Origin of the sequence: Porcipelethomonas ammoniilytica (genome assembly GCF_025567485.1) — a bacterium.
GTDB lineage: Bacteria > Bacillota > Clostridia > Oscillospirales > Ruminococcaceae > Porcipelethomonas > Porcipelethomonas ammoniilytica.
The window spans coordinates 267478-288645 of the sequence record NZ_JAOQKH010000002.1 but is presented as its reverse complement, the minus strand read 5'-3'; the positions used below and the strand labels follow the sequence as shown (position 1 = coordinate 288645).

21 protein-coding genes are annotated in these 21168 nt (G+C 37.2%); 11 read left to right on the top strand and 10 right to left on the bottom strand.

Annotation, left to right across the window (positions count from 1 at the left end; genetic code table 11):
• Window positions 1–42: 42 nt before the first annotated feature.
• Window positions 43–366 carry a helix-turn-helix domain-containing protein gene (locus OCV67_RS02940; RefSeq protein WP_147642364.1) on the bottom strand — a complete coding sequence of 108 codons (324 nt, stop codon included), beginning with the start codon at window positions 364–366 and terminating at the stop codon, window positions 43–45.
• A gap of 11 nt (window positions 367–377) precedes the next feature.
• A complete protein-coding gene (locus OCV67_RS02935) occupies window positions 378–509 on the bottom strand; it encodes a hypothetical protein (protein ID WP_262644218.1) in 132 nt (43 codons plus the stop codon).
• A 536-nt stretch (window positions 510–1045) separates the two neighbouring features.
• Between OCV67_RS02935 and OCV67_RS02930 the strand changes: the two genes are divergently transcribed.
• Together OCV67_RS02930 and OCV67_RS02925 are read left to right on the top strand one after the other, a co-directional pair.
• Window positions 1046–1402: a DUF4234 domain-containing protein gene (locus OCV67_RS02930; protein WP_337403069.1), complete on the top strand. Its 357-nt coding sequence runs from the start codon at window positions 1046–1048 to the stop codon at window positions 1400–1402.
• Entirely contained in the window at window positions 1395–1787 is a 393-nt protein-coding gene (locus OCV67_RS02925; protein ID WP_147642363.1) for a DUF2752 domain-containing protein, read from the top strand. Before OCV67_RS02930 ends, OCV67_RS02925 begins: the two co-directional genes overlap by 8 nt.
• 60 nt (window positions 1788–1847) lie before the next feature.
• On the opposite strand, the gene OCV67_RS02920 is transcribed toward OCV67_RS02925, so the two are convergent.
• Genes OCV67_RS02920 through OCV67_RS02905 form a run of 4 tightly spaced genes read right to left on the bottom strand, consistent with a single transcriptional unit; the run spans window position 1848 to window position 5445 of the window.
• Window positions 1848–2417 (bottom strand): TVP38/TMEM64 family protein, encoded by a 570-nt coding sequence (locus OCV67_RS02920; RefSeq protein WP_147642362.1) that lies wholly within the window; start codon window positions 2415–2417, stop codon window positions 1848–1850.
• 37 nt (window positions 2418–2454) lie between these two features.
• The gene (locus OCV67_RS02915; protein WP_178084971.1) at window positions 2455–3849 is read right to left on the bottom strand and encodes an ABC transporter permease; all 1395 of its coding nucleotides are present in this window, start codon (window positions 3847–3849) and stop codon (window positions 2455–2457) included.
• Window positions 3842–4783: an ABC transporter ATP-binding protein gene (locus OCV67_RS02910; RefSeq protein ID WP_147642360.1), complete on the bottom strand. Its 942-nt coding sequence runs from the start codon at window positions 4781–4783 to the stop codon at window positions 3842–3844. The genes OCV67_RS02915 and OCV67_RS02910 overlap by 8 nt, the downstream gene beginning before the upstream one ends.
• Window positions 4780–5445 (bottom strand): hypothetical protein, encoded by a 666-nt coding sequence (locus OCV67_RS02905; protein WP_147642359.1) that lies wholly within the window; start codon window positions 5443–5445, stop codon window positions 4780–4782. The genes OCV67_RS02910 and OCV67_RS02905 overlap by 4 nt, the downstream gene beginning before the upstream one ends.
• A 701-nt stretch (window positions 5446–6146) precedes the next feature.
• Between OCV67_RS02905 and OCV67_RS02900 the strand changes: the two genes are divergently transcribed.
• The 7 genes from OCV67_RS02900 (at window position 6147) to OCV67_RS02870 (ending at window position 13674) form a co-directional block, all read left to right on the top strand.
• Window positions 6147–7361: a nucleotidyltransferase gene (locus OCV67_RS02900; RefSeq protein ID WP_147642358.1), complete on the top strand. Its 1215-nt coding sequence runs from the start codon at window positions 6147–6149 to the stop codon at window positions 7359–7361.
• Window positions 7345–8007, top strand: a complete 663-nt coding sequence (locus OCV67_RS02895; RefSeq protein WP_147642357.1) for an HAD family hydrolase — start codon at window positions 7345–7347, stop codon at window positions 8005–8007. Before OCV67_RS02900 ends, OCV67_RS02895 begins: the two co-directional genes overlap by 17 nt.
• 3 nt (window positions 8008–8010) lie before the next feature.
• Window positions 8011–9078 carry a tRNA 2-thiouridine(34) synthase MnmA gene (gene mnmA / locus OCV67_RS02890; protein WP_147642356.1) on the top strand — a complete coding sequence of 356 codons (1068 nt, stop codon included), beginning with the start codon at window positions 8011–8013 and terminating at the stop codon, window positions 9076–9078.
• 112 nt (window positions 9079–9190) lie between these two features.
• Window positions 9191–9847, top strand: a complete 657-nt coding sequence (locus OCV67_RS02885; RefSeq protein WP_147642355.1) for a hypothetical protein — start codon at window positions 9191–9193, stop codon at window positions 9845–9847.
• Window positions 9840–10472: a class D sortase gene (locus OCV67_RS02880; protein WP_147642354.1), complete on the top strand. Its 633-nt coding sequence runs from the start codon at window positions 9840–9842 to the stop codon at window positions 10470–10472. The genes OCV67_RS02885 and OCV67_RS02880 overlap by 8 nt, the downstream gene beginning before the upstream one ends.
• Window positions 10473–10493: 21 nt before the next feature.
• Window positions 10494–11378 (top strand): hypothetical protein, encoded by an 885-nt coding sequence (locus OCV67_RS02875; RefSeq protein WP_147642353.1) that lies wholly within the window; start codon window positions 10494–10496, stop codon window positions 11376–11378.
• 133 nt (window positions 11379–11511) lie between these two features.
• On the top strand, window positions 11512–13674 hold the full coding sequence (locus tag OCV67_RS02870) for a glycoside hydrolase family 9 protein (protein ID WP_262644214.1): 2163 nt from the start codon (window positions 11512–11514) through the stop codon (window positions 13672–13674).
• Between the two features lie 31 nt (window positions 13675–13705).
• Here OCV67_RS02870 and OCV67_RS02865 read toward each other — a convergent pair whose 3' ends face one another.
• Entirely contained in the window at window positions 13706–14821 is a 1116-nt protein-coding gene (locus OCV67_RS02865) for a THUMP domain-containing class I SAM-dependent RNA methyltransferase (protein WP_147642351.1), read from the bottom strand.
• A 17-nt stretch (window positions 14822–14838) separates the two neighbouring features.
• Window positions 14839–17472, bottom strand: coding sequence for a transglycosylase domain-containing protein (locus tag OCV67_RS02860; protein WP_147642350.1), 2634 nt, complete (start codon window positions 17470–17472; stop codon window positions 14839–14841).
• A gap of 191 nt (window positions 17473–17663) precedes the next feature.
• On the opposite strand from OCV67_RS02860, the gene OCV67_RS02855 reads away from it, so the two are divergent.
• Together OCV67_RS02855 and OCV67_RS02850 are read left to right on the top strand one after the other, a co-directional pair.
• Window positions 17664–18005, top strand: coding sequence for a hypothetical protein (locus OCV67_RS02855; RefSeq protein ID WP_147642349.1), 342 nt, complete (start codon window positions 17664–17666; stop codon window positions 18003–18005).
• 121 nt (window positions 18006–18126) lie between these two features.
• Window positions 18127–19173, top strand: coding sequence for a leucine-rich repeat domain-containing protein (locus tag OCV67_RS02850; RefSeq protein ID WP_147642348.1), 1047 nt, complete (start codon window positions 18127–18129; stop codon window positions 19171–19173).
• 63 nt (window positions 19174–19236) lie between these two features.
• Here the strand turns inward: OCV67_RS02850 and fba are convergent, their stop codons facing one another.
• Together fba and OCV67_RS02840 are read right to left on the bottom strand one after the other, a co-directional pair.
• Window positions 19237–20100 (bottom strand): class II fructose-1,6-bisphosphate aldolase, encoded by an 864-nt coding sequence (gene fba, locus OCV67_RS02845; protein ID WP_147642347.1) that lies wholly within the window; start codon window positions 20098–20100, stop codon window positions 19237–19239.
• A 112-nt stretch (window positions 20101–20212) separates the two neighbouring features.
• Window positions 20213–21127, bottom strand: coding sequence for a TPM domain-containing protein (locus tag OCV67_RS02840; RefSeq protein WP_147642346.1), 915 nt, complete (start codon window positions 21125–21127; stop codon window positions 20213–20215).
• Between the last annotated feature and the right edge of the window lie 41 nt (window positions 21128–21168).

Genomic DNA, 21168 nt, shown 5'->3' with positions numbered 1-21168 from the left:
AAAAGGCAAGACGTAACATTTAAAATTCACACCCAACTTAATTTAATTTTTCTTTTTATGAATTATTTCTTTAATAACTTCATGAATCAGTTTTGTTTGCTTATAATCAAGTTTCTGTATATCTTTCACCAATTCATCAGTGTGTTTTGGACATTCATCATCAAATTGAAAAAATTGATACGGAGTAATTCCTAAATAATCGCATATGCAAAAAAATGACTGCATTAAAGGAAAATTATTTTTGTTTTCAATTTTATTTATAAAACTTTCATTTTGTCCGATTGATAAACTCATTTCCCTTGATGAAATGCCTTTTTGTAATCTTAATTTAGCAAGACGGTCAGCAAAATCACTTATTGTAATCATTGTTTGTCTCATCAGTTCCATCTAAATTTTTCTTTAATGTATTTAGTTCTCTGTTTAATTCCATAACTCATTTCTTTTGCCGAAACCCCCTTTTTTCCCCTTAGAATCATTAATCTTTCTGCAAATTTGTTTGTATAATTCATCTTTATCACCTTTAATTTTTAATTATTCACTATAGTGTTATTTTTATTATAACGTGTAGATTAAATGTTGACAATTCCCCTGATTATGTATATATCTATATATGGATATAGCAGTACTCATTTTAAATGGGAGTGAAATTTAGGTGTAGCGTCTTGCCTTTTACGGGGAGACCTATTAGTTCAGCAGCAGTATGACGGATAAAGTTTTTTCTTTGCTAAGCTTTCTTTTCACATGAAAAGAAAGCGAAACGTGTTTCTTTGGTTCGTTTCTTGTCACGAGACAAGAAATTAACAGAATTTTGTAACTTTCTTGTTGCGAAACAAGAAAGTTAAAATAAAAGAAATTTTAAAGAAACTTGTTTCTTTAATTAGTAATAAATCAGCCTTCGCTTGCATAAATTAGCACAGAATCAATTTACGGTTTTTGTTCAAAACGCAGAATTTAATATAATATGTCGATTATATAATAAAAATATTTGATTTTCTATATAAAATTTGATATAATGTAAAATATAAAAATTAGAGGAGGTTATTTTATGATTCAAGAAAGAAACATTGTCACATGTATAATTCTGTCAATTATAACATGTGGCATTTACGGGATTTATTGGGAAATCTGTCTCGTAAATGACCTTAATGTCGCTGCTGACACACCAAACGATACAAGCGGAGGAATGGTATTCCTTCTGAGTATTATTACATGCGGTATCTACATGCTTTACTGGATGTATAAGGCAGGCGAAAAGGTACAGGCTGCTCAGGCAAAGAGAGGTCTGCCTTCGGATTCCAACAGCGGAATACTTTATTTAGTTCTTTCTCTCGTTGGATTTTCAATCGTTTCATATTGTCTGATCCAGAATGAATTAAATAAAATGGCAACACCGCATGCGTAAACGATTAAAAAAGTATTTGATAATGCTTGCTGTCGGTCTGACAGCAGGCGTTATTTATTTTCTTCTTACACAGCTGGGATTTGTGATCCCATGTATATTTCACCGTATAACGGGTTTTTACTGTCCAGGCTGCGGCGTTACAAGAATGTGTATCAATATAATAAAACTGGATTTTTATAGTGCGTTCAGGAGTAATCCGGCTGTGTTTGTTATCGTACCGTTTTTAGCGGTCATTTTTGCCGTAAGGGCATACAGCTACTTAAAATTCGGAACAGCTAAGCATGAAAAATGGATGACTGTAATTGAAATAACCTCCTTAACAATACTGATTATTTTCGGAGTTTTAAGAAATATTCCTGCATTTTCATTTCTGGCTCCAATGTAAAAAGTCTGCGGATTTATATCTATTCCGCAGACTTTTTTATATATTAATTTTTTCTACACATTATTTAATTAACGAAAAAGCAATACTGTAAGCAAGAATACACCAGGGTTTTCCTAAAATAATGATCCAAATAAATTTTCGTACTTTCATTTGAGTTAATCCCGTAAAATAACAGAAGAAATCATCGGGAAAAAGAGGAAGTACCATTGCGGCAAACAGAAATGCTGTAAAAGATTTACTGTTCCCTGCCCGTGCCGACCATTTTTCAAACTTACTTTCCGGAAAAATACTGCCTACCAAACGCATTCCGAATTTTCTTGCAAGAAAAAATGCAGCAACAGAACCAATACTTATGCCAATATAATTACAGATGAACCCTCCCCAGCAGCCAAACATAACCGCTCCTACCGAACAGCCTAAAAATCCCGGCAGTATAGGAACTACTACCTGTGCCGCTTGAATAACCGTCAGCACAACAGGTCCGAATAAACCAAATCTTTTAATATATGCTTGTAATGTCTCTACTGAATCAAATTCTCCGTCAAAATAAGCTTTCACTAATACTATCATGATTCCCACACAAAATATAATGATGAACACTGATAGTAGTTTCATATATTTGTTTTTCATTTAAGACTTCCTGTATATTTTGCTAATTTATTATTATTTATACTTCTCTTCTTGTAAATCCGTCCCATGCAATCATTAAGAATATCACCATATGAACTGCAATTACAGCAAATGCAGAAGTAAGAGTCTGTCCCATAAACATTCCTGAGCCTTCCATAATACCGCTTAAATCAACATTTGCCCAAATCAAGTATCTTGCCCAGCTGATGTTTAACTGGCTCAAAATAAGCATTACCGTATTTCCTCCAAAATACGCCATAACGCTTATGCCTATCGCCAACGCAGAACTTCTAGCCACTGAAGAAATTGCAAAAGCAAGACTTGACATTACAACAATTTCAACGCTGCCCAGCATATAATTCTTGAACACATAAAGGAATCCCGGAATTTCCTTCACAACACCGTCGCTGACTGATATAAATGAAGCCGACAGATTATCCGCTCCGAACACAGTAAGAGACATAACTGCTGAAATGATATATGTTATTATTATAAGAATATATCCAAAGGTGATAGTTGTAACATACTTGGAAACAAGTATTTTCCATCTTTTTACCGGATTGATCAGCAGGAACTTGATAGTACCGCCTGAAAATTCACTGGAAACTATTCCGCCGGCGATTATAATTACAAGAAGTCCTATAAACGAACATATCATAGTTGTAGTGCAAAATACTGACCAGAAATTAAATTCACCTGAATTGATCCAACTTGTGTTTTCAGAAATGTCAAATTTTATATTATTTTGCAGTCGATACTCAGATTTAACCTTTATTTCTTCATAATTCTTATACTCATTACTGTCAACATAAACTCCTGACTTTTTTGATTCATCAAGATTCTTTATTTCACTTTCAGCATTTTTCATTTCCAGAACAGTTTTATATTTCCAGTTGCTTTCATCAGGTCTTATATCGTTGTCAAGACAATACTGATACATTTCCTTGCTTCCCTGTGAATATGCATCCTGAACTGTTTTAGCGTCCATCAATTCAACTGCCGTCTGAAAATAACCCTTCCAGTTGCCGGATTCGATATCTGACGCCATACTATTTACATAATTATCAGTCTGTTCCTGTGAAAATTTATAGCTTTCGTCAGAATTGTACTTTACGTTGAACATTTCGTCTGCGGCTCCAATTTTCCAACCGCTTGTAATGTTATTATCAATTTTATACTGAATACATTCTACTTCATTTTCCCAACCTTCTGTTTTTACATCTTTCAGATATGCAATCTGCTCTTTATAATCGTCTATACTGTATTCCTCTGAATCAGAATAATTATCGCCCACCAACTGATACTCTGCAAATTTCACTGCAAACGGATAACCTATACAGCCGATTAACAATATTATCAGCATTATCCATGTACTTTTTTTAAGTGATATCTTAATATACTCATTTTTCACTAAATTTATAAATTTACCCAATCTGACTGCCCCCCGACTTAGTAAGTTCAATAAATACATCTTCAAGCTTTTTATTTTCCTTCGGCGCTACCGTACCTAACTTAATTCCTCTTGAAATGATTCTTGAAGTGATCTCAAACAATTCTTCTTCAGCATTTTCCTTTTCAATGGATATTATAATATGTTCATCGTCAAGCACTGATTTGTCACTAATAAAGTCAAGCACTTCAATTGCCCGCTGACAATCGCTTACTCTTAAAATAAACTGTTCTTTATCTCCTGAAGCTGCGGATATCATTTCTTCAACAGTATGAACTCCTGTAAGCTTACCGTTTACAATAATTCCTACTCTGTCACACATAAGCTCCATTTCAGACATAAGATGACTTGAAACAATAACGCATATATTTTCCTTGTGCGCTAAATTTTTAAGAATATCACGAAGTTCCTTAATACCTGCCGGATCAAGACCATTTGTAGGTTCATCAAGAATCAAAAGCTTTGGTCTGTGAAGTATTGCCTGTGCAACACCCAGACGCTGACGCATCCCCAGAGAGTATTTTCCTACCTTATCGTTGATTCTCTTTTTTAATCCGACAATTTCAACGACCTCATTTATTCTCTTTTCAGAAATATTACCCCTCATTCGTGCATACTGACGAAGATTCTGCATACCGGTCATGTACTTATAAAATTCCGGATTTTCAATAATTCCTCCGATATCGGATATAGCTTCCTCATATTTTTTTACAACGCTTTTACCGTTGATTATGATGTCTCCCTCGTCAAATCTCAAATGACCTACGGCAATTTTTATAGTTGTGGTTTTTCCGGCGCCGTTTGGTCCTAAAAATCCGAATACCTCACCCGGATAAGTCTCAAAGGAAATATCATGAAGAATTTGCCTTTTCCCAAAATACTTATTAAGATGTTCAATTTTTAATGCAGGTGTCATTCTTCATTTCCTCCTTCCTCACTGTCTACAGCCGCGATTTCACTGCTGTCCCAGCCATAACTTTCTGCCATGCATATTTTCCATTTACCGTCTTTTTGAGTCATTAACATCTTGTAATAACCGTCAATGGAAATTCTCGAAAGTCCTGTCGGAACCTTCTCGCCGTAATAAACATAGTTATTGACAGTCATTGCATCGCATGGATTTACTATACATGCATTACCGGAAAACTCCGCTACTATCTGACAGTCAAACGATACCATCGCATATCCCGGACCGGCTTTTGAAATGTCAATATTATTTACTTTAGCTGTCCATTTTGACACATATGCGTTCGGGTCGCTGTCATTCATGTTTAATTCAAGGATATTCTTAAATTCATTCTGATTCAGACTATAATAAAAAAGATCTGACTTTTCATCTGAAAATGTCCAATAATTATTTATAAGACTGTCAATACCTTCCTTATATGAAGTCTGATCAGATCCTTTATTTACCCCGACATCTTCAAGCATACTCACATATGATTTTATTTCATCTTCTATAACCGGTTTGTTTTTTTTAAAGGAAATTGTATCAGTAATGACAAACACTACAAAACCGGCTAACACAATTCCTCCCAGAAGCAGTCCCCTGTTTACACGCCTTAGAAACTTCTTCAATTTATTCATCTCCTTTTTGTTTTATGTGTACTAATTCATATAGAACACTTCATGAATTGTATTATATCACTTAGTACAGTCTTTGTCAAGCGTTTTCCAAAAAAATTTCAAAAAATTTATAAATAGAGTATTTACTAGAATATTGTCGAGCCTTATTTAAAATATTTCACCATACTAAAGACGATTTGAAAGTTTTTTGCTTACTTTTTTCAAAATTTTTTCTTTAATCTTCTGTTTACTTACCTGTCGAGCCTTATTTAAAATATTTCACCATACTAAAGACGATTTGAAAGTTTTTTGCTTGCTTTTTTCAAAATTTTTTCTTTAATCTTCTGTTTACTTACCTGTCGAGCCTTATTTAAAATATTTCATCATACTAAAGACGATTTGAAAGTTTTTTGCTTACTTTTTTTCAAAATTTTTTCTTCAATTCTCTGTTTACTTACCTGTCGAGCCTTATTTAAAATATTTCATTATACTAAAGACGATTTGAAAGTTTTTTGCTTACTTTTTTTCAAAATTTTTTCTTCAATTCTCTGTTTACTTACCTGTCGAGCCTTATTTAAAATATTTCATTATACTAAAGACGATTTGAAAGTTTTTTGCTTACTTTTTTTCAAAAAAGTAAGGAAGATTGCAATTTACAATAAAATATGATATAATTAAAAATAAGAATATAAAGTAATAAAGGAGGCGGTAATGTGAAAATAACCGGAATAGTCTGCGAATATAATCCATTTCATAACGGACACTTATATCATCTAAAAAAAACCCGTGAAAACGGAGCCACTCACATAGTAGCAGTAATGAGTGGAAACTATGTTCAGCGCGGAGATACAGCTGTTATGGACAAGTTTGAACGGGCAAAGCTCGCAGTAAAAGGCGGAGCCGATCTGGTAATAGAAATTCCGACAGTCTATGCGCTGTCTTCGGCAGAATTTTACGCTAAAGGAGCCATATACATTCTTGATTCTCTTGGGTGCGTAGATGAGATCTCATTTGGCAGTGAAGCGGGTTCTGTATCAGAACTGGAAAAGGCGGCGGAAATTGCAGATGAATGCTCCGGAGCGCCTGAGCTTGAAGAATACCTTAAAAGCGGTATGTCTTACCCTAATGCCATCAACACCATGATATACAGCAGTTACGGAAAAAAATTAAGCAACCGTATCAGCGACATACTTGCATCTCCGAATAATGTTCTTGCAGTGGAATACTTAAAAGCTCTGAGGCGATTAAATTCATCAATAACGCCCTTTACTATACAAAGAAAAAGCGCCGCACACGATTCTATGACCGTACTTGACGGTATTTCAAGCGCCTCTTTTATCAGGAAATGTATGAATGAAAAAAGTGATTTTTCCGGTCTTGTACCTGCATATGTCAGTCAGGCATATATAAATGCATACTCTGCGGGAAAGACCGCAGACATTTCAAATCTGGAACGTATTATTATATATAAGCTCAGAACCTCTTCACCGGAAGAACTGAGAGAAATTCCCGATGTGGGTCAGGGACTGGAATACAGGATACTTGCAGCGGCAGATAAAAATAATCTGGACGAAATTTTTATGAGCATAAAAACCAAAAGATATACCATGGCAAGAATCAAAAGGATCCTCCTTAATATGCTCATAGGCGTCAAAAAAAGCGACCTTGAAACACTCCCCCCTTACGGCAGAATTTTAGCAGTTACTGAAAGAGGACGTGATATTCTTTCCAAAACCAAGAATACCGGAAAGATCCCTTTTGCAACGTCTCTTTCCAAACTGGCTCAAACAAGTGATGATGCAGAACGTTTTGCCAAACTTGAGGGAACTGCTTCGGATATTTATGCTCTGGCACAGACAAAAATAGGAAAAGCACAATCCGACTATAAAGCACGAATAGGAATTGAACCTGATGAACAGAAATATTAAAGGCATAATTTTTGATTTGGACGGTACTTTACTGGATTCCATGAGCGTATGGGAAAATGTTGATAAAATGTTTCTTGAAGAAAACGGTATCGTACCTCCAAAAGGGATTTCAGACATTGTCAAAAAAATGACCATTCAGGATTCCGCTGCGTATTTTAAAACCAGATTTGGATTGAAACTTTCATGCGAATACATTATAAATCGTATTGAGGAAATTGTATCGGAACAATATAAATGCATAATACCTCTAAAGGAAGGCGCTTTGAAAACTGTAACACTCCTAAGACAAAAAGGCTATAAAATGTGTGTTGCTACAGCTACATACAATAGTCTGGCAAACAGCGCACTAAAACGTCTGGGACTTTATAGCAGTTTTGATTTTATTATAACATGTTCCGATGTGGGCGTCGGTAAGGACAAACCGGATATTTTTATTCAAGCGGCAGAAAAAATGAAATGCGCTCCTTTTGAAACAGCTGTTATCGAAGATTCTCTGCACTGTATTGAAACAGCCGTAAACGCCGGATTTTTGACAATAGGAGTATATGACAAAATTAATGAACCGGACTGGAAAGAAATCTGTCTTAAATCAGATGTAACAGTAAAAAATATAAGTGAAATTACAGATATTTTAAAGAAAGGATAAACAATGGCAAAAGTTATGGTAGGAATGAGCGGAGGAGTTGACAGTTCTGTTGCTGCAAAGCTTCTGCAAGATGAAGGATATGAGGTCACAGGGGTAACATTAAAGCTTTTTGACGGCGAAGACGTTGACCAAAGTACCCGAACATGCTGCTCTCTTTCTGACGTTGAAGATGCAAGGAGCGTAGCATACAAGCTGGGTTTTGACCATCTGGTTTTTAATTTTAAAACCGATTTCCGAAAAAATGTTATGGAACATTTTATTGACAGCTATCTTAAAGGAGAAACTCCTAACCCATGTATTGAATGCAACAAACATATAAAATTCGACAAAATGCTCAGAAGAGCCGAAGAACTTGGATATGATTACATTGCCACCGGGCATTACGCTGTACGTCAATTTGACGAAAAAACCGGAAAATATCTCCTTATAAGACCTGCCGACCGTTCTAAAGACCAGACATACGTTCTTTACGGTCTGACGCAGTATCAGCTTTCAAAAACTCTGTTTCCTCTTGGAGAATATGATAAAACTACAGTCCGAAAAATTGCAGAAGAAGCCGGACTTGTAAATTCCAGAAAACCGGACAGTCAGGATATCTGCTTTGTTCCGGACGGCGATTATGCAAAATTTATAATCGAAAATACGGGAAAAACTATGCCTGAAGGAGATTTTTTAAACACTTCCGGTGAAAAAATCGGAACTCACAAAGGCGTTATAAATTATACTATCGGTCAGCGCAAAGGACTTGGAATTGCCCTTGGAAAACCTGCATACGTAACTGATAAGGACGCTATAAACAATACTGTTACAATAGGTGATGAGACCGATCTTTACAAAGACGAAATAACTGTATGCAATGTTAACTGGATATCATTGGACAGTCTGACCGAACCTATTGAAGTGACCGTCAAAACAAGATACAGTCAGAACGAGCAGGAAGCAACGGTCTGCCCAACGAAAAACGGAGAAGTACTTGTAAAATTTCACAAGCCGCAGAGAGCTCCTGCAAAAGGACAAGCAGCAGTATTTTACCAAGATAACATCGTTCTAGGAGGAGGAACAATAAAATAGCTATAATTTCCAATGTATTTATTTAATTTTGCTATTGACAAACATCATATAAAATGTTAAAGTGTTGATATGTAAGTTATAAACTTATAATTTTTGATTTACGGAGGAAACAATGAAAAGCTATATAAAAAAGATCGCAGCTGTCGTTTCAGCTGTTTCAATTATCGGTACTATGAGTATCAGCGTATCCGCTGCAACTGCCGACGACGTAGTCGCAGCCGCAAGATCAGCAGGATTCCTTGAAGAATATGTTCAGATGCTCCAGAACTATCTTAAAGTAAATAAATTTTCTGAAAGCCAGTATGATATTCTTGTGGATAAGATATCAAATGTCGGTTCCGAGATGGACGATGTTGCATTGAAAAATTTTGGTAAAACAATTGCCGAAATGAAAGGCGAAGCAAAGGTCGATCCTGATACAGGCGTAGTTGACGATTCATTTTTAAAAGACGTAGTAGACAAGATGACCAATGAAAATATTATGAACTCACTGAATGAAATCGTTGAAGCCGGTAAGAAAATGGGACTGAATATCACAGTAGAGCAAAAAGGAGATAAAAATTTCTTAATGACAGTCCGAGATGCAGACGGCAATGTGCAGACTGTCGTACCTGTAGGAAAACTTGTTGATACGACAGGCGCTGAAGATAATTCCGCAGAAGGCTATCCCGAATTTGCATTGCTTTGCAGTGCTGTAATAGCAGCCGGAGGAATCGGCGCATGGCTTCTTTCAATTGCAAACAAAAAAACGGAGAATATAAATGGCTAAACACAACGCAGCAGTAATGCTGATAACTCCGGCTGTAATTCTGGCAGTGTGCGGCGGCATAATTGCCGGAGCGGGTTATGTACCCGTTCAAAAAATGAAAGCCGCAGCAGATTTAATTTTTTCCGCTGATACCGGACACGAACAGATAAACGAAATAAAATTTACCGAAAAAGAAGTTGAAGCTCAGCTTGACGATGGCAGCAAAATCGTTTATCCGTCTTTCGGCTCTCAATATGCGACTCTTAAAATAGATTCAATAGGACTTGAAGCTCCCGTTTATTTCGGCAGCACTGACGAACTACTTCAGCTTGGCGTATGCCAATACCTAGGATCTGTTTTTATAGGTGAAACAGGACATGTGGTCCTTGACGCACACTGCAATACTTTCTTTCTGAATCTCGGAGACGTAAAGGTCGGCGATATTATTGTACTGACCACTTCCTACGGTGAATTTACATATAAAATGAAGGAAAGCACTATTTTCAAAGAAACCAACAATGAGCTGATCGCTCCTACAGCTGACGACCGTCTGACTCTTTATACCTGTTACGGAAATCTTTTAGGTCCGACTGAGGACAGACTTGCAGTTATATGCGAATTGGTAGAAAAGAAATTCTATGACTAAGAGGAAAGGATCAGACAGTTTATGAAACGTATGGAAAAATATATTCCTAATCTTCTGCTGACAATGATTCTCGTCTTTGCTCTTATAGGTCTGGAAGGAATCATGTTTGCAAAAAATCAGCTTATGCGTTCAGAACCGTATATTGACGCTGTTGATACAAATGATGTTGCTTTAAAGTCTATGAACGCAATTGAAAAATATTTCAGCGACAGTGAAAGCTATTCCCGCATTCCCGCAGATGTTTATATGTCGGCAATCACTGAAAAAGACGTAAAAAACATTATTGAAATGAAAATCAACAATGTGTTTGATTATATTGACGGTTCAAACGCTGAATATAGTGAAGTGCAATATGATTTTTCTAAGCTTGAAAAGAGCGTCAGCGATTATTTTGCAGACTTTGCTGAAAAAAACAACGTGGCAACAGACGAAGAATATAATCAGCAGCTTCAAAAAACAATTGAAACAGCTGAAAGTGAAATCAATAATTTTACAGATGTATATATGCTGAAAATGATTGAGAAAACAGGAGCATTTTCAAAACTGAATAAACTTTATGGATTTGTTAATCCATTAATTTACATCACTGCCGGACTGACAGCATTATGTATAATTATAATACTGTTCTTGAGCAGAAATAACTTTTTTTACTGGCTTTCTTCAGCTTTCCTCTGTTCATCGGTATTAGCGCTTATCCCATGTCTGTATTTTAAGTTTTCAGGATATCTTGACAAACTGGTTATAAGAAACGACTATATTTATTCTGCCGTTACAGGTATGTTAAACGGCACACTTAATAAATATATTGCCTTACAGGCAGGAATATTTGCAGTCGGAATCGTTTTAATGGTAATTTATATATTAATCAGTAAAAAAATATCGTCTAAGGACAAAAACAATAATTGATATTATAAAAGAACAGCTTAAAGCTGTTCTTTTTTATGCAAACTGACGGTTTTAAGTCAAAATATACAAATTCGCTTGACAAAAGTTAAAATTAATAGGATAATAACATATATATGAAACGGAGTGAAGTATAATGAAAAAAATAATAAGCTCGGCAATTGCTTCCGTAATAATCGCAGCGTCGGTTTTTACTGGAACTGTACCGCAAAAAACAAATACCGCTTCCGCAGATACTTCTATCAACTATGCAGAGGCACTTCAAAAATCCCTTTACTTTTACGAATGTCAGCAGGCAGGACCTCTTCCGGATTGGAACAGAGTTGAATGGCGTGCAGACTCGACACTAGACGACTTTATTACAGGTGGTTGGTATGATGCAGGCGACCATGTAAAGTTTAATCTTCCTATGGCATATTCCGCTTCTATGATCGCTTGGGGACTCTATCAGTATCCGGAAGGTATTGAAAAGTGCGGAGAAATGACAAATTACGTTAACAACCTTATTTTTGCTCTTGATTACTTTGCAGCATGTGATTTAGGAGATGAAGTCGTATATCAGGTAGGAAACGGTCAGGACGACCATTCCTGGTGGGGACCTGCTGAGCTTGTAGAATACGGTATGAAAGACCAAAATATCAACAATGAAAGACCGTACTATTCCGGCAGAAAATGCTCTGCAGCATTAGGTGAAATGGCTGCCGCTCTTGCAGCAGGCTACTGTGCTTTACAGGGTAAATCGGACAAAGTTAATGATTATCTTGAACACGCTAAGAATATATTCGCCATTGCCGACGCTGAAAAAAGCGACGATGAATATATGGCAAGCGACGCCAAGAATTTTTACCGTTCATCTCATTTCTATGATGAACTCTTCTGGGCTGCAAACTGGCTTTACAAGGCTACCGGAGATAAAACCTATCTTGACAAGGCAACAAGCTATATACCTAATCTCAGTACAGAACTGGGTACAAACGAATTGAAATACAGCTGGGGACAGTGCTGGGATGATGTACAGCAGGGCGGTATGATCCTATATGCTCAGAATACAAATGATCCAACCTATATAAATCAAGTAAAAAAGCATATTGATTACTGGACATACAACGTTAAAGAGCTTGACGGCGGCTTACGCTGGCTAACTGACTGGGGCTGCCTGAGACATGCAACTGCCGCTGCATTTACTGCCGCAGTTGCATGCGATACACTTCCTCTCGGAGATACTTCAGCATATAAAGAATTTTATGAAGAACAAGCTAATTACTGTCTTGGAGCAAATCCTGATAATCGAAGCTACGTGGTAGGCTACGGAGAAAATTCTCCTCTTAATGTACACCACAGAACAGCTCATTCATCATGGAAAAATGCACTTGATACTCCTGTTGATAACCGTCATATCCTATACGGCGCACTTGTAGGCGGACCTACATCTGAAGGTGTTTATGAGGACGACCGTCAGAATCATATAAATAATGAAGTTGCATGCGATTATAATGCAGGATTTACCGGACTTATGGCAAAAATGGTAAGCGAATACGGCGGTACTACCGATCCGAACTTCCCCGAACCGGAACAGCGTGAGGCTGAATTTTACGTAGAAGCTAAGCTGAAACATTCTGCAACCGGTTCTGATTTGAGTCTGAAGTTCACAAACCATACTGCATGGCCGGCAAGAATCGTTGACAATATGTCCTACAGATACTATCTGGACGCAACAGAAATAATCAATGCAGGATTTAAGCCAGAAGATATTGTAGTGCGTGTTGACCGTGATCAGGCAACAATGTACGGTGAAGAATATGCCGCAAAAATCTCCCCTATTACACACTATCAAGATAACATCTATTATATCGAAGTAACGTATCCGGACGGCAGAGCAGTAATGCCGATTTCCGAAGGCAGAAATCAGTGCGAAACTATGCTGGCACTTGTATTCCCAAATTATCAGACAGGTTGGGACGCAACTAACGACTACTCAAACTCTGACTTACTTAGTCTGAAAGAAAATGAAACAGCAATCACAGATAAAATAACAGTATATGAAAACGGCGTTCTGATTTACGGCATAGAACCAGACGGTACAACTCCTTCCGAAACTGAAAAACCGGAAATTTCAAAAATCAAAGGTGATACAAATCTTAACGGAACTATTGAGACAGCAGATTTAGTACTGCTAAATAAACATCTTATCAAAGAAACTGTACTTAAAGATCAGGCACTTTTAAATGCTGATGTAAACGATGACAGCAAGCTTAATGTATTTGATGCGATTGCTCTCAAACGAATGATATTAAAGTAAAATAAAATCGGGTTCAGATGAACCCGATTTTTTATTTAAAATACATATAAAGATTACATTTAATCATACCGTTATAAAGTTTACGTTTTTTATCAGCTTTTTTGCCAAAGAACCTTTCAAAGTCCTCATGAGGAGAAATAACGTAGCATGGATTTTCGCTGTCAGGCTTAAATACTTCGCCCATTATTTTATAAAGCTGTTCCGCTTCCCTTATTTCCAGCATTCTCTCGCCGTACGGCGGATTGCAGACTGTAATTGCATTCATAGGCTGAAAATCACAAATATCAGCTTGTTCAATTCTTATTCTTGATTTAACGCCTGCTTTTGCACTATTATCAATTGACAGCCTGACAGACTCTTCGTCAATATCAAACCCGAACGCCTTAAACTCAGCACTTTTATTTACAAGGCTTATAGCACGCTGTCTTTCACTCCTCCATACTGATGCATCAATACAATCCCATTTTTCAGCAGCAAACTTCCTGTTAATACATGGAGGAATGTTAAGTGCTTTTAATGCGGATTCGATGAGGAATGTTCCGCTTCCGCAGAATGGATCACAAACTGTACTATTACTTCTCACTCTTGCAAGATCGATTATTCCTGCCGCAAGAGTTTCCTTAATTGGCGCTGCGTTGGAGTTTTTTCTGTAACCTCTTTTATGAAGTCCTGCACCGGAAGTATCAAGATAAATATTTACGTTGTTTTTCAGTATGCTGAACTGAATCTGGTGTACCGCACCTGTTTCTTCAAACCATCCTGTATGGTACTTTTCTTTAAGCCGTTCAACAGCGGCCTTTTTTATTATGGATTGGCAGTCCGGAACGCTGTGAAGCTCAGAATTAAGTGAATGTCCCTTTACCGGAAATGCATCCTTAATTCCTATAAAATTTTCTAGCGGGATTTTTTTCACTCCCTGAAAAAGCTCTTCAAAGGTTTCAGCATGAAATTCAGCCAGTTCAATCAAGACTCGCTCGGCAGTAGACAGACTGATATTTGCTCTTGCCAGTAAATCAAATCCACCATCAAAACTAACTCTACCGTCCTTAACGGTAATATTTTCACCACCGATTTTAGTAACTTCAAATTTTAATACGCTTTCAAGTCCGAAATGACACGGACAAGTTATTTTTAATTTTTCCTTCAAACTTAAACTCCTGTTCTTTATTCAGACGGCGGTTCATCTTGACTGCTATTGTCAGCGGAAGAATCTGAACTGCTAGAGTCTACAGATGAAGATTCATCCTGACTGCTCTCAGAAGATTCCGAGCTTTCAGAATCTTCACTGCTTTCATCTTCTTTAGGCGTTTCTTCATCCTTTTTAGGTGCGGAAGAATGATTAGCACATGTAGGCGCATTAGAGGATTTCCAGTAACCTGTTATACTGCTGCTGCAATACGGTCCTGCTATCAATCCCGTCGAAGAACACATAGGCGCTTCAATAACTGAATCACATGCCGGATAACTATTATCGGATTCAATACTGTTTGCATATTCGCCGATGATATTATACCATACCTGAGCTGATGAAAGACCATGATTCAATTCCTGTTTCTCATCATATCCTATCCATACTCCGCTTACAAAATCCTCAGTCAAACCAACAAAGCAAAGGTCGTTCCAGTCTTCGGAAGTACCGGTTTTTCCGGCTACGGTTTTATTGGAAAGCTGAGCTGCCGTACCAGTGCCGTTTTTTATAACCTCCTGTAAAAGGTGATTCATAACATAAGCAGTTTCCGGATCAATGGCTTCATGGGGATTTCCGTCGTTTTCATAAACTACCGATCCATCTCCTCTTTCAACCCTGCTCACAATATGAGCGTCACAGTAAGTGCCGCCGTTTCCATAAGGAATATAAGCATTCACAAGATTCTGCGGAGAAATACCATATGTCAATGCTCCGACTGTAAGAGGAGCATATGCAATATCAGTAGCGCCCTCCTCTGTAATATCTACAAGGTCCACATTAAGATTCTGAGTAGCGAAGTTAAATACTGCCTGAGGCGTAAGCTCCTGACAAAGCTGTGCCGGAACAGTATTTCTGGACTCTCTAAGTGCTTCAAAAATAAACATGTTATATCCTCTCCACACATAGTCATAGTTTTCAGGCCATTTTTCACCTTCAAGCTTTATAGGAGAGTCCTTATACATGCTTCCCCAATGAATATGGTCACTGTAAAGTGCCAGACCATAAGTAGTTATAGGCTTTATACATGAACCTGGCTGTCTTTTTGCCATGGTTGCACGGTTAAAAATAAGTAATTTTTCTTTAACGCCTATGCCGCCTGCAATACTTAAAATATTGCCGTTATAATCCATTGCTATAAATGCAGATTCAGGATACAGCTGCTCATATTCGCCGTCTTCATCTTCATCTACCCAAGTACTGTTTGATTCTGCGTCCATAAGATTATTAAGATCGCTGTATTTTTCTTCAACATATTTCTGCATTTCCAAATCAACTGTAGTATATATCTGATATCCTCCGGTATTGATTCTCTTAAACGCTTCTTCTTCGTCAATACCATATTCCTCCATTAATACCGCCGCATATTCTCTGAGTGCAGTATCAACAACCCATGAACTGGCTTTCTGTTCGTCCATAAGTTCTTCAGCGTCGGACTCCGGATGAGCTTCCTTATATTCCTCCGAATCAGTAAAAATCAATTTTTCATTAAGAGCTTCCTGATACTGATCATAGGAAATGGCGCCGTTTCCATACATGTGATAAAGAACGCTTTCCTGACGTTCTCTGTTAGCCTCTTTACCGGTATTTACCCATTTGCCATTTTCATCTTCATACCCTGCAAAAGGATTAATAGTTTCCGGACTTTTTGGAATTGCCGCCAGACATGCCGCTTCTGCAATAGAAAGCTCTGAAACATCCTTGCCGAAATATTTTATTGACGCCAGCTGAATACCGTTAGTCGGACCTCCGAAACCAATATAGTTAAGGTAATTTTCAAGAATTTCGTCCTTAGAATATTTCTTTTCAAACTGCATGGCTCTGAAAATTTCTCTTATTTTTCGCTCCGGACTGGGATCATCGTCACCTGTCAGATTTTTAATAAGCTGCTGAGTGATCGTAGACCCACCCTGCTTGGTATCGTAGATATGCATAAACATATTGGCAAACGCCGCAAATGTACGTTTATAATCAACTCCTTCATGAGAGTAAAAACGTTCGTCCTCAACGCACACAAAGGCGTCTCTGACATGCTGAGGAATTTGCTCAATATCTACCGGTATACGCTGAACTTCACTGGTTACTGCATAAAGCTGAACCAGCTTATCGCCGTCCTGAGCATAAACGATTGTATTTGCACTATTTTCCAATTCTTTAATGGTAACGTCCGTAGATTCATCCATAAATTCAAGCACATATACGGTCATTGCAGTAGCGACAATAGTTCCGGTTATAACGACTACCAGAAAAATAGACAGCAAAGTAGTTCCCAGAACCGCAGCAATTTTCTTTGCTATTTTTACCTTAGGATTTTCAGGCTTTTTTCTAACTGTATGCCTTGCATTCTGAGACGCAGTTCTCCTGACGTTATCGGCAGCCGTACTTTCTTTTTTAAACTGTTCGTTGTTGGAGTCGGTTCTTCCTGCATGGGATGATCCTCCGGTTTTTCCGGACGGCTTTTTATAAGTTCCGTCTTTACCGGTATAAGCGGCATAAGGAGATCTTCTGCCGGCATTCTTTCCGGATCGATTTACTGATTCTCCGGACTTGCTGCGTCCGGTATTTTCCCTGTAATTTCCCGAACCTTTTCTATTATTTTTGTTATCAGCCATTTTGTAATACCTCTTAAAATTTTATAATATAAGCGCATCATTTTTTCTCTATGTATAAATACAGACGCTTATACTTTTATATTATAGCACATTTTAAGCAAAGTGTTAAGAGTTTTTTTGAAAAATAGATGGTATATTTTAAAAATTCCGGTCAATAATAAGTGAAACACCAAAAAATGGAGGAATTTTATATGAGCAGACGGGTAACTTTGGCAGTTTTGCTTGCAGGAATGACAGTTTCAGCCATTATTATTATAATTACTATTTCAAATAGTATTAATAATCAAAGAATACGCGCGGAACAAATGGCAGAAAGTGCCATAACCGAAACGCAGCCCGTCGCAATCGGATATTATTTAAAGGAATATAACGGGGAACTTGCAGTTTTCAGAGGAAACAGCGATACGCCGTTCAAAATGCTTGGAGTCAGTATAAATGTTATGACCGACTATGATAAAAAATTACTGTCAGACGGAATTTTTGCAGAAGATGAAATTAAACTTGCCACACTAATTGAAGATTATACATCATAATATAAAAAATACCCGTCTAAAAAGACGGGTATTTTTAAATAACAATATACACCAAATTTGACAAAAAACTACATAAATGCTATAATTAATAAGATTAATAATTAAGAAAGGATATACGATTATGGAAATAATTAAAAAAATTGCCGTTATCGGAGTAATAGCATCATTAAATGTATTTATGATTTCATGCGGCAGTGATACAGCGAACAAAAATGAAACTTCTTCAGAATCAAGCATACAGCAAACTGAAGAAAATGCCGAAGCTGAGACTTCATCAGAAGAAAGTTCTACAAAAGAAAATAAAATTGAAGAATTATTAAAATCAGACAGTCATGATCAAGCTGATGATTTTGTAATCAGCAAGGATATTCTTGTGAGTTATAACGGCGTTGACAGCCATGTAGTCATTCCAGACGGCGTTAAAAAAATAGCTGACGGAGCGTTCTGGAGCATTGACTATATCGAAGCTGTAGACATTCCTGCATCAGTTACACAAATCGGTGCAAGCGCATTCTGGAGCTGTGCCGGTCTTAAATACATAAACGCTGAAGAAGGACTCAAAATTATAGGAGATACAGCTTTTTGGAGCTGTCCGTCACTAAAGGACGTTAATCTTCCCGAATCAGTAACCAGTATAAGCGACAATGCCTTTGGAAATTGCCATGCAGTAACTATACATTCTCCTAAAAACTCATATGCTGACGATTATGCTTTTAGCAAACAGATATCTTCAGACAACGTTTATGCCGAATATCAAGAAAACTCAAATGAAAATGTTATAAGAGCCGCACAGTATGCTTACGGTGAATTTACAGAATTTGAAATAGAAGACGGCATTACCTCTATTGAAGCAACTGCTTTTCAGTATTGTAAGTCACTTGAAAAAATAGATATCCCTTCCAGTGTTGAAACTATCGGAGGAGACGCTTTTGAATACTGCAAAAAACTTGAATTTGTCAATATCAACGAAGGCTGCATCGAAATCGGCGATGGTGCATTTGAGTACTGTGAATCTCTGGCAAATGTAAATATTCCGGCAAGCGTTCAGAAAATCGAAGATTCATCTTTTAATCACTGCGATGATAATCTTATCATACATACTCCCAAAGGCTCATATGCTGAACAATATGCCAAGGCCAACAATATCGCTTATGACAATAACATATAAAATTATAATATACAAAATGCCCGTCTAAAAAGACAGGCATTAAATATAGTATTAAATTTAGAATCAAGCCTTACCAATAGAACCGAAGAGTTCCATCTTTTCTTTAACTGTTGCCTTAATTGCTTCAAAACCAGGTGCAAGAAGCTTTCTTGGATCAAATCCCTTACCCTGCTGATCCTTACCTTCTTCAATGTACTTTCTTGTAGCTTCCTGGAATGAAAGCTGGCATTCTGTATTAACATTGATCTTAGCAACGCCAAGTGAAATAGCCTTCTTGATCATGTCTTCAGGAATACCTGTACCGCCGTGAAGTACTAAAGGCATATCTCCAACCTTTTCCTTAACAGCAGCCAGAGTTTCAAATGAAAGACCTGCCCAGTTTTCAGGATATTTACCATGAATATTACCGATACCTGCTGCTAGCATTGTAACTCCCAGATCAGCAATAGCCTTGCATTCGTCAGGATCAGCACATTCGCCTGCACCGATAACGCCGTCTTCCTCACCGCCGATAGAACCTACTTCAGCTTCAAGTGAAAGACCAAGAACATTACAAGCGTTTACAAGCTCCGTAGTTTTAGCAATATTTTCTTCAATGGCATAGTGAGAACCGTCAAACATAATTGAAGAAAAACCTGCATTAATACATGCCTTAGCGCCTTCAAATGAACCGTGATCAAGGTGAAGAGCAACCGGAACTGTAATGTTCAGTTCTTCAAGCATGCCATTTACCATGCCAACAACCGTTTTATAGCCGCACATATATTTTCCGGCTCCCTCGGAAACACCTAAAATAACAGGTGAATTGCATTCCTGAGCTGTAAGGAGAATAGCCTTAGTCCATTCAAGGTTATTGATGTTGAACTGACCAACTGCATATTTTCCTTCTCTTGCCTTATTGAGCATTTCTTTAGCTGATACTAACATTTTTCGTCCTCCTAAATGTTTTTAAAAAATATCAATATTAATATTATAACCTATAACGGAAAAAAAAGCAATGAAAAATAGTAAAAAAATATCAAAATTTACTGTATGAAAGTCAAAAGCTTATCCACAGCAGACATACAGTCAAGTGTTTTTTGCCGTCCGATTCTTTAATACATGATCGTACTGCTTTTTGGATATCCTCCTGGCTGTCGGAAAGATACTCCATACTGCCTGATGTACAAACAAAACAGTCGCCGTTTGCAGTATTTATAACCAGCATAGCATTACTACTTGAACTTACTGCATAATAATCATTGAATTTTTCATTAGCATAGTCCTCAATAGACTGCTCTCCGATATCATTTACCAAATACACATTCAAACCATTTTCCCCTGCAGCGTCTTTTAATTTACCATTTAGCTCAGATATTTCTTCCTTTGAAAGCGTACCGCTTTTATCGGTAATATATTCAGGAAGCTTTAGCTCAGCAGTTTCCAGAACACGCTTAGCTGCGGACATATAATCGCCCTTTACAAGCAACGGGGAAATTTCTGCAAAAAGCATTTCTATATCATCATCGGCAATAAACTTTGACGGAAAACCTTTACGGTAAATATAGTCCGTATTTGTATCATTATTCAGTAAAAACAGAATACCGTCGCCGCTGTATAGATCATTATAGTATTCTTCTGCATATTTATCAGGTTCTTTATCTCCGATATTATCAGTTATAACTACCGCTGCATTAATTTTAAATGTTTTTGCAAGCCATGCCGTATATGTATTTAAATTTTCCAGTTCATCTGCACTTAAAACACCGGCATCATCAAAAACAAAATCTGTATCCGTATTGATCTCTCTGTCACGGGGTCTGAGTTCTTCCTCAGATGATTCATCCGAAGAATTGTCATTCTGTTTTTCAGCAGCAGATTCTGAAACTGATGCATTTGTCTCTTTTATTTCATTACAACCGACAAATGCGACTGTAATTAAGCACAGTAAAGTAGTACAAATCAATTTTTTCATAACAGCCTCCGTTTCATTATTATATATTTAAATTATATAGT

Excerpts from the sequence above, each read along its gene's own strand:
- OCV67_RS02930 (WP_337403069.1), top strand. The coding sequence starts at position 1,046 with ATGATTCAAGAAAGAAACATTGTCACATGTATAATTCTGTCAATTATA.
- OCV67_RS02840 (WP_147642346.1), bottom strand. The coding sequence starts at position 21,127 with ATGAAAAAATTGATTTGTACTACTTTACTGTGCTTAATTACAGTCGCA.
- OCV67_RS02870 (WP_262644214.1), top strand. The coding sequence starts at position 11,512 with ATGAAAAAAATAATAAGCTCGGCAATTGCTTCCGTAATAATCGCAGCG.
- OCV67_RS02880 (WP_147642354.1), top strand. The coding sequence starts at position 9,840 with ATGGCTAAACACAACGCAGCAGTAATGCTGATAACTCCGGCTGTAATT.
- OCV67_RS02935 (WP_262644218.1), bottom strand. The coding sequence starts at position 509 with ATGAATTATACAAACAAATTTGCAGAAAGATTAATGATTCTAAGGGGA.
- OCV67_RS02850 (WP_147642348.1), top strand. The coding sequence starts at position 18,127 with ATGGAAATAATTAAAAAAATTGCCGTTATCGGAGTAATAGCATCATTA.
- OCV67_RS02875 (WP_147642353.1), top strand. The coding sequence starts at position 10,494 with ATGAAACGTATGGAAAAATATATTCCTAATCTTCTGCTGACAATGATT.
- mnmA (WP_147642356.1), top strand. The coding sequence starts at position 8,011 with ATGGCAAAAGTTATGGTAGGAATGAGCGGAGGAGTTGACAGTTCTGTT.
- OCV67_RS02885 (WP_147642355.1), top strand. The coding sequence starts at position 9,191 with ATGAAAAGCTATATAAAAAAGATCGCAGCTGTCGTTTCAGCTGTTTCA.
- OCV67_RS02855 (WP_147642349.1), top strand. The coding sequence starts at position 17,664 with ATGAGCAGACGGGTAACTTTGGCAGTTTTGCTTGCAGGAATGACAGTT.
- OCV67_RS02925 (WP_147642363.1), top strand. The coding sequence starts at position 1,395 with ATGCGTAAACGATTAAAAAAGTATTTGATAATGCTTGCTGTCGGTCTG.
- OCV67_RS02895 (WP_147642357.1), top strand. The coding sequence starts at position 7,345 with ATGAACAGAAATATTAAAGGCATAATTTTTGATTTGGACGGTACTTTA.
- OCV67_RS02860 (WP_147642350.1), bottom strand. The coding sequence starts at position 17,472 with ATGGCTGATAACAAAAATAATAGAAAAGGTTCGGGAAATTACAGGGAA.
- OCV67_RS02910 (WP_147642360.1), bottom strand. The coding sequence starts at position 4,783 with ATGACACCTGCATTAAAAATTGAACATCTTAATAAGTATTTTGGGAAA.
- OCV67_RS02940 (WP_147642364.1), bottom strand. The coding sequence starts at position 366 with ATGATTACAATAAGTGATTTTGCTGACCGTCTTGCTAAATTAAGATTA.
- OCV67_RS02920 (WP_147642362.1), bottom strand. The coding sequence starts at position 2,417 with ATGAAAAACAAATATATGAAACTACTATCAGTGTTCATCATTATATTT.
- fba (WP_147642347.1), bottom strand. The coding sequence starts at position 20,100 with ATGTTAGTATCAGCTAAAGAAATGCTCAATAAGGCAAGAGAAGGAAAA.